The sequence below is a fragment of the Rugamonas sp. GW822-FHT03B10 genome, from assembly GCF_058801745.1.
Window position 1 is genome coordinate 243324 of record NZ_JBXANP010000001.1, and the last position, 12834, is coordinate 256157.

Consider the following 12834-nt stretch of genomic DNA (forward strand, 5'->3'; position numbering starts at 1 on the left):
ACGCGCGCCGGCGTCAGAAGAATTCGGCCGTATCGTTCGATTCTATGGTTTGCAGCAAGCCGCCTTCGACCAGCTCGTCGTAGTGGCAGGCCAGGTTGCGGCCGTGGCTCTTGGCGTAGTACAGCGCCTGGTCGGCCTTGCCCAGGATGATCACGGGCGCCTCCACCGCGCTGATGCTGACGAAGCCGACACTGACGGTGACCCGGCCCACTTGCGGGAAATCGTGCGCCTCCACGTTCATGCGGAAGCGGTCGATGATCTTTTTGACGTTGTCGAGCGTGGTCGAGCGCAGCAAGACGACGAATTCCTCGCCGCCGAAGCGGAACACGCGGTCCTGGGCCCGGAACGAGGACGTCATCAGGTTGGCGATCAGGATCAGCACCTCGTCGCCGTACAGGTGGCCGAAGCGGTCGTTGACATGTTTGAAATGGTCGACGTCCACCACGGCCAGCCACTGCTTTTCCTGGTCCCGGTGGTGGCGCCGCTCGGGCTCGCCGGGCAGGGTCACCGGTTCCGGCTCGGGGCTGGCGGCCAGCATCTTGCTGAGCTGGTCGTCGAAGGTCTTGCGGTTGAGCAAACCCGTCAGCGAATCGCGCTCGCTGTAGTCGAGCAGGTTCTGGAAATTGCGGTACACGCTGACGATGCCGCCGATCACGTGGATGGTGTCGCTCGTGTAGGGCGTGGGATTGACGATTTCCAGGCAGGTGTCGGCCTTGTCGCCCAGCCAGATCGGCAGCCACAAGGTGTGCTCGCCTTGCGCGTTGGCCACGTCGGCGCTCGCCTCGTGGCCCGCGATGCAGGCCGCCAGCGCGGGGAAATTGCTGATCGGTTCGCCGGGGCTGCCGGGATCGGGATTGTCCACCATCCTGGCGGGCAGGCCATCGGTGATGATGGCGCGCGGACGCACGAACAGCTGGCCGCGCACCTGCGCCAGTGACAAGACCCGGGTCTGAGTGGCATGGGCGAGCTCCTGCACCGCCGAGATCACGGAGATGTCGAGCATCGTGTGATCGCGGTGGCCGGTCATGTCCACCATGTGTTTCAGTAGGGAATCCATTCGCGTCTCTGGAAAATTTTCACACAACCATTGTGACTAGCCACATTTCGTTCACGTCTATCAAGTATCAGCGCAAGGTTTTTTTGATAGTAAGGCGCACAGTGAAACGATTGCACGGGGCCTTTCCAAAGAACAGCTAAGCAGGATAATAGCTTTTTGCATTCTAGGCAATTCATGTGTGCGAAAAAAAACATTCCTCACGATTCCATGCATCTTTTTCCCGACACCGGCGGCCGGCCTTAGCCTGTGCCAGCGTACTCGCGGGAAAACCCATGCAGTTTGACATAAGCCAGCCCCAGCGTGTGCATGCTGCTGAAATTTTCCGCAGAAATGGTGCCGCATGGAAAGCTTGCGTAACGTCAACTTCCACTTCGCGGCAGACCCTATAGTGAACCCAATGGCGCGGTAATGACAGAGGGAAACTGAAGTTTCTCTCTTGTATGTTCGACACGCGCCAGGGGCAGGGTATTTCAATCACTTTTGGGAGTTTGTCATGAATGCATACATAACGGCGGTGAAGCAATTTGCCAACGATGAGGCGGGGATCACGGCCATTGAATACGGCTTGATCGCGGCGGTGATGGCGGCGGCCGTGCTGGCCTCGGTCGCGCTGCTGAAACAGCCGCTGATCGATACCTTCACCGGCATCGGCACCAAGCTGACCTCGCCTTGAACGGGCCCGTCCTCTCGGGCTGGCCATGCCGGGAGGACTACCGCGCACAGCCGACATCATGAATGACGCCATCGAACTGATCCTGATCTGCATGGTCGCGCAGGCTGCGTACACGGACTTGTCCGTGCGCCGCATCCCCAACGTGCTGGTGCTCAGCGGCCTGCTGCTGGCGCTGGTGCTGCACCTCTTGGGCAACCACCACTGGGCGCCCGTGAGCGACTGGCTGGCCGGCGCGCTGGCCGGCTTCTTTCTTTTCCTGCCGCTGTACCTGGCGCGCGGCATGGCGGCCGGCGACGTCAAGCTGATGGCCATGGTGGGTGCGTTCACGGGCCCGCTGGCGGCGCTGAAGATCGCCGTGCTGGCCTGCCTGATCGGCGGCTTGATGGGCCTGGCGATGCTGGTCTACAGCGGCCGCTGGCGCGCGGGCTGGCGCAATCTGGTCGCCCTGAGCCAGCCGCTGTTGCTGCGCTTGCTGGGCGTGCCGCTGCGGGCCGTGCCGTTGCCGGCCGGCGCCAGCGCGGGCGGCATGCCCTACGGCCTGGCCATCGCGCTGGGCACCCTGGCTTATGTGCTGTGGGGACAGTCCTAGTCCGTTGCCTTGTGGCGGATCAAAGCCGAACCCGCCCCCATCGCTAGAATCGATTGCTCGTGGGAACAATCTTGCGAGCCAGACAGATTGAGGAGGACCACCATGTCCGAGCTTGAACTGCAAGTGTGTGCCGCCGACGGTTTGCCACCGCTGCCGCCCCAGCCCAAATCGGTGCGGGAGACGGGACTGGAGCAGGCGCTGCTGGTCGAGCTGATCGCCAAGTGCCTGTACATCGGTGGCCGCACCCATCTGCCCATCCTGACCGGCAAGCTGCGCCTGTCCATCAACGTGCTGCGCGAAACGCTGGACTTCATGGTGGCCGAGCAGCTGGCCGAGGTGGCGTGGCGCGGCGAGTCCGACATCGATGTGCAGTACCAGCTGACCACGGTGGGCAAGCAGCGCGCGGCCACCTGGCTGGAGCGCTGCGCGTACGCGGGGCCGGCGCCCGTCACGCTGGACGCCTATCGCGCCATGGTCGAGCAGCAGGCCGCGCTGCTGCCGCCCGTCACGGCCGACGACCTGGCCGTGGAGGTGGCGGACGACCATCTGGCGCCGGCCATGCACGGCTTGCTGGGGGCGGCCATGTATTCGGGCCGCTCCATCCTGTTGTACGGATTGCCCGGCAGCGGCAAGACCTGGCTGGCGCGCAAGCTGGGGCGGCTGCTGCAAGGCGTGGTGGCCGTGCCGCACGCGGTGGCCGTGGGCCAGGACATCATCCAGCTGTACGACGCGGCCGTGCATCAGGCCCCGCCGCCACGGCTGGCGGCGCGGGTGCGCCAGGCGCTGGAGCGGCGCAGCTGCGATTCGCGCTGGATGCTGTGCCAGCGGCCGCTGGTGTCGCTGGGCGCCGAGCTGAGCGCGGACCTGCTCGAGCCGCAGTGGGACGCCAGCAGCGGCGGCTACCGCGCGCCGCCCCACTTCAAGGCCAACAATGGCTTGCTGGTGGTGGACGACCTGGGGCGCCAGCGCATGCCGGCGGCCGATGTGCTCAACCGCTACCTGGGGCCGCTCGACGCCGGCTGCGACCAGGTCACGCTGCAGGGCGGCGTCAAGTTCGCCGCGCCGTTCCGGCTGCTGCTGATGTTCGCCACCAACCGGCCGCCCGAGCATCTGCTGGATCCGGCCGCGCTGCGCCGGCTGGCCTACAAGATCGAAGTGGGGGCCCTGAGCGAGGCCCGCTACCGCAGCCTGTTCCGCGAACTGTGCGACGGCGCGGCCGTGGCGCCGGACGAGGCGGCCCTCGATTACCTGATCGAACAACTGCACGCGGGCAGCGGCGAACCGCTGCTGGCAAGCTACCCGCGCGACATTCTGGCCCGCATCGCCGATTTCGCCGGTTTCGCCGGCGAGCCGCCACGGCTGACGGTGGCCGCGCTGGACCAGGCCTGGATCAGCATGTTCGCCGCCTGCGGCGGCGCGGCCGACAGCGAGAACACCATCCTGTGCGAGAAAATAGCATGAAGCACCGGCGCGCCATTTTGATGCTGGGGCTGGCCGTGCTGCTGGGGCTGGGCGCCGTGGTCATGGCCTCGCGCTGGCTGCTGCACCAGGCCGCAGGGGCGGGCAACAAGATCGTGGTGGCCGCCGCCGACGTCAACCTCGGGCAGCGCCTGGCGCCGGAGCTGGTCAAGCTGGTGGACTGGCCGGCCGACAGCCTGCCGCGCGGCGCCCTGCGCGATCCGGCCAAGCTTGGCGGCCGGGTGCTCAAGAGCAGCGTGCTGCGCGGCGAACCGCTGACGGAAGCCAAGCTGGCGCCGGCCGGCACCCTGGGCGGCCTGTCGGCCCTGATCGCCGAGGGCAAGCGCGCCATCACCGTGCGCGTGAACGATGTGGTGGGCGTGGCCGGGTTCGCGCTGCCGGGTAATTTCGTCGACATCATCGTCTACACCCAGAGCGAAGGCGCGGCCGGCCGCGACCAGGGCATTTCCAAGATCGTGCTGGAGCGGATCCTGGTGCTGGCCGTGGCGCAGGAGGTGGGGCGTGACGAGACCAAGCCGCGCGTGGTCAACGCCGTCACGCTGGAGGTGACGCCGGAACAGGCCGAGAAGCTGGATCTGGCGCGCAGCGTGGGCACGCTGTCGCTGGCGCTGCGCAACCAGGTCGACCCGCAACCAGGGGTGACGGAAGGGGCGACCAAGGCTTCCTTGCTGGGTCAGCGCGCGTTGCCGGCAGCGGCGCCGGTGGCGGCCGAGATGGCGCCTCCTGTGCCGGCGCCGCAAGCCTTGCCCGCCATGCGCGCGGAACTGGCGCCGCGCCAGCCGCAACGCCATTGCATCGCCGCCATCGACGGCTTGCGCAGCACGCAGGAGTGCCTGTGAACGCGCCGGCCACGATGGTGGCGTCGATGCCGGTGCCGGTGCCGATGCCGATGCCGATGCCAATCCCGATGCGCGGCGCGCTGGCGTGCGCGGTCGTCATCCTCATGGCCGGCGGCGCGGTGGCCGCGCCGGCGGCGGGCAGCTTGCCGCGCGCAGACATGGGGCCGGCCGTCGCCGCGCTGGCGTCGGCGCGTGCCGGCGGCGCCGCCCCGGCCGCCCCGGCTGCCGCCCCGGCCGCGCGCCAGGACGCGCAGCTGCGTTGCACGGGCGAGGCGGCCACGCCGGGCCAGCTCACACTGGGGCTGGGCAAGTCCACCTTGATGCGTCTGCCCGAGACGGTGGCGGCGCGCGCGGTCGGCAATCCGGCCGTGGTGCAGGCGATGCTGGTGTCGCCCGACACGCTGTATGTGGCGGGGGTCGACGTTGGCAGCACCAACCTGATCGTGCAGGGCCGCAGCGGCACCTGCAGCGTGGTCGACGTGACGGTGGGGGTAGACCCGGCCGCGCTGCAGGCCACGCTGGCCGCGCTGCTGCCGCAGGAGCGCAATATCCGCGTCAGCGCGGCGGCCGATGCGCTGGTGCTGAGCGGGACGGTGGACGATGGCGCCACCCTGGCCCACGTGCTGGAGCTGGCGGCGGCCTATGTGCGCCGGCCGGCGCAGCCGCTGTCCGCACCCAAGGGCGAGGCTGGCGGCGGGTCCGCGTCCGCATCCGCGTCCAGCGCCGGCGCAGCGGCCGGCGGCGCCGGCACGCCGCGCATCGTCAACCTGCTGGGCGTGAGCGCGCCGCAGCAGGTGATGCTGGAAGTGAAGATCGCGGAAGTGTCCAAGACCCTGCTCGACAAGCTGGAAGCGGGCGCCACCTTGCGCTTCGCTTCGGGCAGCTGGAGCGGCAAGCTGCTGTCGAACTTCCTGAGCGGCACGCTCCGGGGCATGCTTGATGCGAGCAAGTCGAACGGCAGCCAGCTCACCGTGGAGGCGGAGAAGCAGGATGGCCTGGTGCGCATCCTGGCCGAACCGACGGTGATGGCCATCAGTGGCCAGGAGGGCAGCTTTCTGGCTGGCGGCAAGATCTTCATCCCGGTGGCGCAGGACAACAACAAGGTCACGCTGGAGGAGAAGGAGTTCGGCGTCGGCCTGCGCTTCACGCCCACCGTGCTGGCCGGCGGCCGCATCAACCTGCGGGTGGCGCCGGAAGTGTCGGAGCTGTCGCGCGATGGCGTGGGCATTTCGGCGGCCGGCTTTTCCAGTGGCGCGATCCTGCCGCTGATCACCACGCGGCGCGCGGCCACCACAGTGGAACTGATGGATGGCCAGAGCTTCGCCATCGGTGGCCTGATCAAGAACAACCAGGTCAGCAACATCCACGGCCTGCCCGTGCTGGGCGAGCTGCCGGTGCTGGGCGCGCTGTTCCGCAGCACGGACTTCCAGCACGACCGCACGGAGCTGCTGTTCGTGGTCACTGCCCATCTGGTCAAGCCGCTGCCGCCCGACTACGCGCTGCCGACGGACGCCATCGGCACGCCGGGCCGGGCCGCGTTGTTCCTCGGCGGGCGCATGGAAGGCAAGCCGCCCGCGCCGGCCGTCCCCCGCGACGGCACGCGCGCCAATTCGAACTGAGATGAACGGAGGCCCGACCATGATGTTCGCTGTCTCGTCCCGCGCCCGCGCGCGGCTGGTCATGTGCCTGGGCGTGGCGCTGTTGCCGGCCTGCGCCGCCACCACCCCCGATTGGGACCGCCGGTTCGGCCAGGCCACGCGCGCCACGCTGGCGCAGCAGGTGCTGCATCCGGAGGCGGCGCGCAACGCCGATCCGGTGGCCGGCATGGACGGGCGGGCGGCCGGCGCGGCCCAGGCCCGTTACCAGAAATCGTTCGCCGAACCCAAGCCGCAGCCGGCCAGTTTCACCATCGGCGTGAGCGGCGCCCGATGACGTACCGGCCCGCGCGCGCGGCCGCCCTCAACAACGATGTGAAGGAACCGGAATGAAAGCGCTGATGATTAGCCGCGACAGCCTGCTGCATGCGGAAATCGCCGCCCAGGGGTCGGCCCGCATGCCGCCCGTGCAGCTGGTGGCGTCCCGCAACGGCCTGCGCGACGCGGTGGAACGGTTGATGCCGGAGCCGCCCGCGCTGGTGATCTTCGACGCCAGCGAGGTGGCGGCCGCCGAGGCGGAGCTGGTCGAACGGCTGAGCAAGCACTATCCGTCCGCCTCGTTCATCCTGCTCACGCGCGAGGCCCAGCAGGACTTGCTGATCCGCGCCATGCGGGCCGGCATGCGCGAAGTGCTGCAGCTGCCGCTGGTGCACCGCGCCTTCCACGAGGCGATGGACCGGATCGAGGTGGCGGCCGGCGTCAGCCATATGCGCGACGGCAAGGTGCTGGCCTTCATCTCCTGCAAGGGCGGCAGCGGCGCCACCTTCCTGTCCACCAATTTCGGCTACGCGCTGGCGGCGCTGGCCGAACGCAAGGTGCTGCTGATCGACCTGCACGGCCAGTTCGGCGACGCCACCCTGTACGTGTCGGACCAGAAGCCGGCCATGACGCTGTCGGACATCTGCGCCCAGATCGCGCGCATGGACGGCGCCTTCCTCGATTCCTGCCTGGTGCACGTGGCCTCCAACTTCGGCGTGCTGGCGGCGGCCGATGATCCCAACCACGCGGTGGACATGAAGCCCGAGCACATGGACACCATCCTGCGCGTGGCGCGCCAGCACTACGACTACATCGTGCTCGACGTGGGGCGCCAGATCGACGCCATCTCGCTGCGCGCGCTGGACCAGGCCGACGCCATCCATCCGGTGCTGCAGCTGGCGCTGCCCGATATCCGCGACGGCCGCCGCCTGCTCGACATCTTCCGTTCGCTCGGCTACCCCACCGACCGCACGCGCCTGATCGTCAACCGCTACGAGAAGGGCGGCAAGCTGCGCCTCGCCGACCTGGAACACGCGCTGGGCGCGGAAGTGGTGCACACGGTGCCCAACGATTACATCTCGGCCACCGATTCCGTCAACCAGGGCATCCCCGTGCTGCAGCTCTCGCGCAGCAGCGCCGTGGCGCGCAGCCTGGCCGACCTGGTGGAACTGGTGACGGCGCGCCGCGTCTCCGAGAGCAAGGGACTGTTCGACCGGCTGTTCGGTCGCAGCGTGGCGGAGTAGGGCCCATCACCGGAAGGAGAGCGACATGAGTCTACGCGAACGGCTGGCCGTGGCCGACGAGCCCAGGGCGAACCACGGCGGCCCGCCGGCGCTGGCCGCCAGCGCCTACCTGGAGCTGAAGAAGCGCATGCACCAGACCATCCTGGACCGCATCGACCTGGAGCGCCTCAAGCGGCTCACGCCGGAGCAGTTCAAGCACGAGCTGGCGCTGCTGGTCCAGCGCATCATCGAGGACGAGCGGATCGCGCTCAACCAGAACGAGCGCCACAGCCTGGTGCTCGACATCCAGCACGAGATGCTCGGCTTCGGCCCGCTGGAGCCGCTGCTGGCCGATCCCGGCGTGTCCGACATCCTCGTCAACACCTGCGACAAGGTGTATGTGGAGCGCGCCGGCCGGCTGGAGCTGACCGACGTGAGCTTCCACGACAACACGCACCTGATGAAGATCATCGAGAAGATCGTCTCGCGCGTGGGGCGGCGGGTGGACGAGTCGAGCCCGATGGTGGACGCGCGGCTGCCGGACGGCTCGCGCGTGAACGCCATCATCCCGCCGCTGGCCGTCGATGGCCCCATCCTGTCGATCCGCCGCTTCGCCGCCAACCCGCTCACCATCCAGCGCCTGCTCGACTACAAAAGCCTCACGCCGCCCATGGTGCAGGTGCTGCAGGCGCTGGGCCAGGCCAAGATCAACATCCTGATCTCGGGCGGCACCGGCAGTGGCAAGACCACCCTGCTCAACGTGCTGTCGGGCTTCATTCCGGCCAATGAGCGCGTGGTCACCATCGAGGACGCGGCCGAGCTGCAATTGCGCCAGCCCCACGTGGTGCGGCTGGAGACGCGGCCGCCCAACATCGAGGGCAAGGGCGAGGTCAACCAGCGCTCGCTGGTGCGCAACGCGCTGCGCATGCGGCCCGACCGCATCATCCTGGGCGAGGTGCGCGGCGCCGAGGCGCTCGACATGCTGCAGGCCATGAACACGGGCCACGAGGGCTCGCTCGCCACGATCCACTCCAACACCCCGCGCGACGCCCTGTCGCGACTGGAGAACATGGTGGGCATGGCCGGCGTGCACCTGACGCCGCGCGCCATGCGCCAGCAGATCTGTTCGGCCGTGACGGTGGTGATGCAGGTGTCGCGCCTGACGGACGGCACGCGCAAGCTGGTCAGCCTGCAGGAGATCACGGGCATGGAGGGCGAGGTGGTGGCCATGCACGAGATCTTCCGTTTCGAGCAGACCGGGGTCGACGCGGCGGGCAAGGTGCTGGGCCAGTTCTACGCGACCGGCGTGCGGCCGCGTTTCGCGGACCGGTTGCGCATGTTCGGCGTGCCCGTGCCGGATGCCGTGTTCGATCCGGACCGGGTGTTCGAATAGGAGGACGCGATGGACATGTTCATGACCGGCTTCGCGGTGCTGCTGTTCGCCGCCGTGATCCTGGCGATTGAAGGCAGCTGGCTGTGGTGGTCCGGCAGCCATGGCGGCGGCGCGCGCCGCATCGCCCGGCGGCTGCGCCTGATGGCGGGCGGCGCCGACGGCGGCGTCGAACAGCTCAGCATCCTCAAGCAGCGCCGCTACGCGACGGCGCCGGCGCTGGAGCGGATGCTGCGCCGCGTGCCGCAACTGGCGGCGCTGGACCGCTTGTTGTTGCAGGCGGGCGTCGCGTGGACCGTGGCGCAGTTCCTGGGCGTGTCCTTGGCGACGCTGCTGGCCGGGGTGCTGCTGCCGGCGCTGTGGGATCTGCCGGTGCCGGCAGCGCTCGCGGCGATGGCGGCGGGCTTGCTGCTGCCGGGCGGCTTGCTGTTGCGTGCGCGCGCGGCGCGGTTGAAGAAAATCGAGCAGCAACTGCCGGAGGCGGCCGATTTCCTTGGCCGCGCCCTGCGCGCCGGCCACTCGTTCGCCAACGTGCTGCACATGGCGGGCGAGGAGATGCCCGACCCGATCGCCGCCGAATTCCGCTACACCCACCGGGAAATCAACTACGGCGCGCCGATGAATGAAGCGCTGCACAACCTGGCCACGCGGGTGCCGTTGACGGATCTGCGCTACCTGGTGATCGCGGTGCTGATCCAGCGCGAATCGGGCGGCAATCTGGCCGAGATCCTGGGCAGCATCAGCCGCCTGATACGGGCCCGCCTCAAGTTGCTGGGCCAGGTGCGCGTGATGTCGGCCGAAGGAAGGATGTCGGCCTGGATCCTGGGACTGCTGCCGATCGGCGTGCTGCTGGTGATGACGGTGGTGAACCCGGAATACGTGCGGCCCTTGTGGCACGATCCGACGGGCGTGCGGCTGATGTGGTACGCGGCCGGCATCAGCGCGCTCGGTGTGTTCTGGATGCGCAGCCTGATCCGCATCCGCGTGTGAACGGGGGCGCGACATGGACGGACGGCAGATCCTGTTTCTGGTGATCGTATTCGCGGTGGTGGTGGCGCTGGTGCTGCTGGCGATGTTGATGTTCTCCCCGGTGCCGCTGCGTGAACGGCTGGGCGCATTCATCGCCGCGCCGGCGTCCGAGGCGCAGGGCGATAACGACGAAAACGGCTGGGTCGAGCGGGTGGCCAAGGTGGCGCAGCCGTTCATGAAGTTGTCGTTGCCGGAGGAGGGCTGGGAGAAGCATCCGCTGCGCACGCGCTTCATGAACGCCGGCTGGCGCAACGCCAACGCGCCCACCGTGTACTTCGGCGCCAAGACGCTGCTGGCGCTGGGCGTGCCGGCCATGCTGGCCGTGCTGGGCGCGGCCGCCCTCGACAGCGTGCTGCACAACGGCTTCCTGCTGTTGCTGCTGCTGGGCGCGAGCCTCGGCTATTACAGCCCGAACGTGATCCTGGCGCGGGCCGCCGCCCGCCGCCAGCGCGAGATCTTCGAGAACTTCCCGGACGGGCTGGATCTGCTCACCGTGTGCGTGGAGGCGGGCCTGAGCCTGGAGCGCGCGCTGGCCAAGGTGGCCGGCGAGATCCATATCAAGAGCGTGGCGCTGGCCCAGGAGCTGCAACTGGTGTTGATGGAGATGCGGGCCGGCTTCAGCAAGGAGAAAGCGCTGCGCAATCTGGCCCTGCGCAGCGGCGTGGAGGACGTGGACACGCTGGTGGCCATGCTGATCCAGTCCGAACGCTTCGGCACCAGCATGGGCGACTCGCTGCGCGTGCATTCGGACAACCTGCGCCACAAGCGCAGCCTGGCGGCCGAGGAGTCGGCCGCCAAGATTGCGCTGAAACTGCTGTTCCCCCTGATCTTCTGCATCTTCCCCACGCTGATGCTGGTATTGCTGGGGCCTGCGGCCATGCAGATCGTGCGCGTCCTGTTGCCGACGCTGGCCAACACAACGTAACCGAGGGAGCCGATCATGCGAACTGCGATCCATTTGTTGAGTGCCGCCTGTGCCGGCACGGCGCTGCTGGCGTGCGGCAGCGCCGGCGTGGCACCGCCGGTTGTGCCATCGGCGGCCTTGCCCGCACCCGCACCCGCACCCGCACCCGCACCCGCACCCGCACCCGCGCCCGCACTCGCGCAGGAGGTCGCCGCACTGGAGAAGGCTTGCGTGCATGACCCCTTGGACCCCATGCATTGGGAACAGCTGGCGCAGGCGCTGGAGCGGCAGGGACAAGACGCCCGGGCGGCGCTGATGCGCAGGCAGGCGCAATCGTTGCGGGACCATGACGTGCAGCGCGACTATGCACTGCTGGCTGAGCAATCGGCAGCGGCGGAACCTCGCCTGCCGCTGGCGCGCACCGAGGTGGTCGCGGTGGGCGGCGCGATGGTGCTGGTGCGGCGGGTGGCGGCGCCGGGCGTGGCGTCAACTTTGCCAGTGCAGCCGGCGGCTGGGTCATCGCGGCCTTCCTTCGCGCTTGTGCCGCCGGCACTGGCGGCGGACGGCGCGCTCCCCGTCCGGCTGGAGATCAGCAACGGCAACGGCGTGACCGGCATGGCCGCCGCGCTGGCGCGCACCCTGCGCGGCGATGACGTGAAGGTGGTGCGGCTGACGAATGTGCGGCCGTTCGTGGTGCCCGTGAGCCGGGTCGAATACCGCGCCGACCAGCGGGCGGCGGCCAAGGTGCTGGCCACCAGGCTGGGCATGACGGTGACCGCATCCAGCGAGGGTCAGCAGCGTGGCGACGTGCGCATCGTGCTGGGACGCGATCTGCTCAGCCCCGCTGTGCTGCGGCAGCGTTATTTGAAGTAAGCGTGCGGACGAAAAAAAAGTCCGGGGGAGGGGCCCGGACTGAAGAAAAACACACCCAAGAAATCGTTCGTCGCGCCGGGCCGCAATGTTATTCCCAGTGCACACTTCCCATGCCGCGCGCGTTGGCCTGGCGATTGGCCGGATTGCCGTAGACGGTCGCCGAACCAAGGCCCGTCAGATTCATGTTGGCGCTGTCCTTTGCGAACAGGCGCGCGCTGCCCATGCCCGTCAGGCTCACGTCGATGCTGTCGGCCTGTAGTTGGCGCGCATCGAGGCTGCCCACGCCGCTCAGGATGGCGTGCAGCTTTTTGGCCTGGCCGTGGACATGCATGCTGCCCGCGCCGCGCAGGTTCAGATCCATGCTGTCGCTGCTGCCCGCGTCGAGGTTGATGCTGCCCACGCCGGCCAGCTTCACGTTCACGTTCCGGTAGTGCGACTTGGCGTTGATGGCGCCGGCGCCATCGAGCACCAGGCGCAGCGTGTCGCCGTTGAAGCCGTTGATCTCGGTGGAGCCCACGCCGCCCGACAACAGTTCATGCAGATTGGGCAGCGTCAGCTCGGCGCGCAGGTCCGTTTTCCCGATGTGGAAACCGCGCAGTTCGGTGCCGATGTGCAGGCTGTCGCCATGCTGTTCCACCACCACCTTGGGCAGGTAGCGCGGTTCGCCGTAGATGGTCAGCGCGGCCGGTCCCTGCTTGATGTTCAAGCTGATCACGCCATCGAGGTTGATGTTGACGGTGCGCGCGTCGACGGCCCGCTGTTCGCTGACTGTATCATCGGCCAGCGCGGTGTGTGCTCCGCTGCACAGTGCCGTGGCCAGGAATGCGGCGCCTAAGATTCGCTTCATGTCGATGCTCCCGTCGTC

13 protein-coding genes are annotated in these 12834 nt (G+C 68.4%); 11 read left to right on the plus strand and 2 right to left on the minus strand.

Features of this window, described 5'->3' with window-relative positions:
* Nucleotides 1-13: 13 nt before the first annotated feature.
* The gene (locus tag AC1RQG_RS01120; protein ID WP_493127459.1) at nt 14-1057 is read right to left on the minus strand and encodes a GGDEF domain-containing protein; all 1044 of its coding nucleotides are present in this window, start codon (nt 1055-1057) and stop codon (nt 14-16) included.
* A 493-nt stretch (nt 1058-1550) separates the two neighbouring features.
* Here AC1RQG_RS01120 and AC1RQG_RS01125 point away from each other — a divergent pair, with 493 nt between their 5' ends.
* The 11 genes from AC1RQG_RS01125 to AC1RQG_RS01175 all read left to right on the plus strand — a co-directional run bounded on the left by AC1RQG_RS01125 (nt 1551) and on the right by AC1RQG_RS01175 (nt 11969).
* Entirely contained in the window at nt 1551-1730 is a 180-nt protein-coding gene (locus AC1RQG_RS01125) for a Flp family type IVb pilin (RefSeq protein WP_493127461.1), read from the plus strand.
* 58 nt (nt 1731-1788) lie between these two features.
* The gene (locus AC1RQG_RS01130) at nt 1789-2319 is read left to right on the plus strand and encodes an A24 family peptidase (protein ID WP_493127463.1); all 531 of its coding nucleotides are present in this window, start codon (nt 1789-1791) and stop codon (nt 2317-2319) included.
* Between the two features lie 102 nt (nt 2320-2421).
* A complete protein-coding gene (locus tag AC1RQG_RS01135; protein ID WP_493127465.1) occupies nt 2422-3780 on the plus strand; it encodes a DUF8689 domain-containing protein in 1359 nt (452 codons plus the stop codon).
* Nucleotides 3777-4637, plus strand: a complete 861-nt coding sequence (gene cpaB, locus AC1RQG_RS01140) for a Flp pilus assembly protein CpaB (protein ID WP_493127467.1) — start codon at nt 3777-3779, stop codon at nt 4635-4637. Before AC1RQG_RS01135 ends, cpaB begins: the two co-directional genes overlap by 4 nt.
* A 158-nt stretch (nt 4638-4795) precedes the next feature.
* On the plus strand, nt 4796-6256 hold the full coding sequence (locus AC1RQG_RS01145; RefSeq protein ID WP_493128212.1) for a type II and III secretion system protein family protein: 1461 nt from the start codon (nt 4796-4798) through the stop codon (nt 6254-6256).
* 19 nt (nt 6257-6275) lie between these two features.
* The gene (locus AC1RQG_RS01150; protein WP_493127469.1) at nt 6276-6569 is read left to right on the plus strand and encodes a hypothetical protein; all 294 of its coding nucleotides are present in this window, start codon (nt 6276-6278) and stop codon (nt 6567-6569) included.
* 52 nt (nt 6570-6621) lie between these two features.
* Nucleotides 6622-7794: a CpaE/TadZ family protein gene (locus tag AC1RQG_RS01155; RefSeq protein ID WP_493127471.1), complete on the plus strand. Its 1173-nt coding sequence runs from the start codon at nt 6622-6624 to the stop codon at nt 7792-7794.
* 25 nt (nt 7795-7819) lie between these two features.
* Nucleotides 7820-9166 carry a TadA family conjugal transfer-associated ATPase gene (locus tag AC1RQG_RS01160; protein WP_493127473.1) on the plus strand — a complete coding sequence of 449 codons (1347 nt, stop codon included), beginning with the start codon at nt 7820-7822 and terminating at the stop codon, nt 9164-9166.
* A gap of 9 nt (nt 9167-9175) precedes the next feature.
* Entirely contained in the window at nt 9176-10153 is a 978-nt protein-coding gene (locus tag AC1RQG_RS01165; RefSeq protein ID WP_493127475.1) for a type II secretion system F family protein, read from the plus strand.
* Between the two features lie 13 nt (nt 10154-10166).
* Nucleotides 10167-11117, plus strand: a complete 951-nt coding sequence (locus tag AC1RQG_RS01170) for a type II secretion system F family protein (protein ID WP_493127477.1) — start codon at nt 10167-10169, stop codon at nt 11115-11117.
* A gap of 15 nt (nt 11118-11132) precedes the next feature.
* Nucleotides 11133-11969, plus strand: a complete 837-nt coding sequence (locus AC1RQG_RS01175) for a LytR C-terminal domain-containing protein (RefSeq protein ID WP_493127479.1) — start codon at nt 11133-11135, stop codon at nt 11967-11969.
* An 88-nt stretch (nt 11970-12057) separates the two neighbouring features.
* Here the strand turns inward: AC1RQG_RS01175 and AC1RQG_RS01180 are convergent, their stop codons facing one another.
* Complete coding sequence (locus AC1RQG_RS01180; RefSeq protein ID WP_493127481.1) at nt 12058-12816, minus strand: GIN domain-containing protein; 759 nt, start codon at nt 12814-12816, stop codon at nt 12058-12060.
* Between the last annotated feature and the right edge of the window lie 18 nt (nt 12817-12834).

Excerpts from the sequence above, each read along its gene's own strand:
- AC1RQG_RS01180 (WP_493127481.1), bottom strand. The coding sequence starts at position 12,816 with ATGAAGCGAATCTTAGGCGCCGCATTCCTGGCCACGGCACTGTGCAGC.
- AC1RQG_RS01155 (WP_493127471.1), top strand. The coding sequence starts at position 6,622 with ATGAAAGCGCTGATGATTAGCCGCGACAGCCTGCTGCATGCGGAAATC.
- AC1RQG_RS01150 (WP_493127469.1), top strand. The coding sequence starts at position 6,276 with ATGATGTTCGCTGTCTCGTCCCGCGCCCGCGCGCGGCTGGTCATGTGC.
- AC1RQG_RS01125 (WP_493127461.1), top strand. The coding sequence starts at position 1,551 with ATGAATGCATACATAACGGCGGTGAAGCAATTTGCCAACGATGAGGCG.
- AC1RQG_RS01170 (WP_493127477.1), top strand. The coding sequence starts at position 10,167 with ATGGACGGACGGCAGATCCTGTTTCTGGTGATCGTATTCGCGGTGGTG.
- cpaB (WP_493127467.1), top strand. The coding sequence starts at position 3,777 with ATGAAGCACCGGCGCGCCATTTTGATGCTGGGGCTGGCCGTGCTGCTG.
- AC1RQG_RS01130 (WP_493127463.1), top strand. The coding sequence starts at position 1,789 with ATGAATGACGCCATCGAACTGATCCTGATCTGCATGGTCGCGCAGGCT.
- AC1RQG_RS01165 (WP_493127475.1), top strand. The coding sequence starts at position 9,176 with ATGGACATGTTCATGACCGGCTTCGCGGTGCTGCTGTTCGCCGCCGTG.
- AC1RQG_RS01175 (WP_493127479.1), top strand. The coding sequence starts at position 11,133 with ATGCGAACTGCGATCCATTTGTTGAGTGCCGCCTGTGCCGGCACGGCG.
- AC1RQG_RS01145 (WP_493128212.1), top strand. The coding sequence starts at position 4,796 with ATGGGGCCGGCCGTCGCCGCGCTGGCGTCGGCGCGTGCCGGCGGCGCC.
- AC1RQG_RS01135 (WP_493127465.1), top strand. The coding sequence starts at position 2,422 with ATGTCCGAGCTTGAACTGCAAGTGTGTGCCGCCGACGGTTTGCCACCG.
- AC1RQG_RS01120 (WP_493127459.1), bottom strand. The coding sequence starts at position 1,057 with ATGGATTCCCTACTGAAACACATGGTGGACATGACCGGCCACCGCGAT.
- AC1RQG_RS01160 (WP_493127473.1), top strand. The coding sequence starts at position 7,820 with ATGAGTCTACGCGAACGGCTGGCCGTGGCCGACGAGCCCAGGGCGAAC.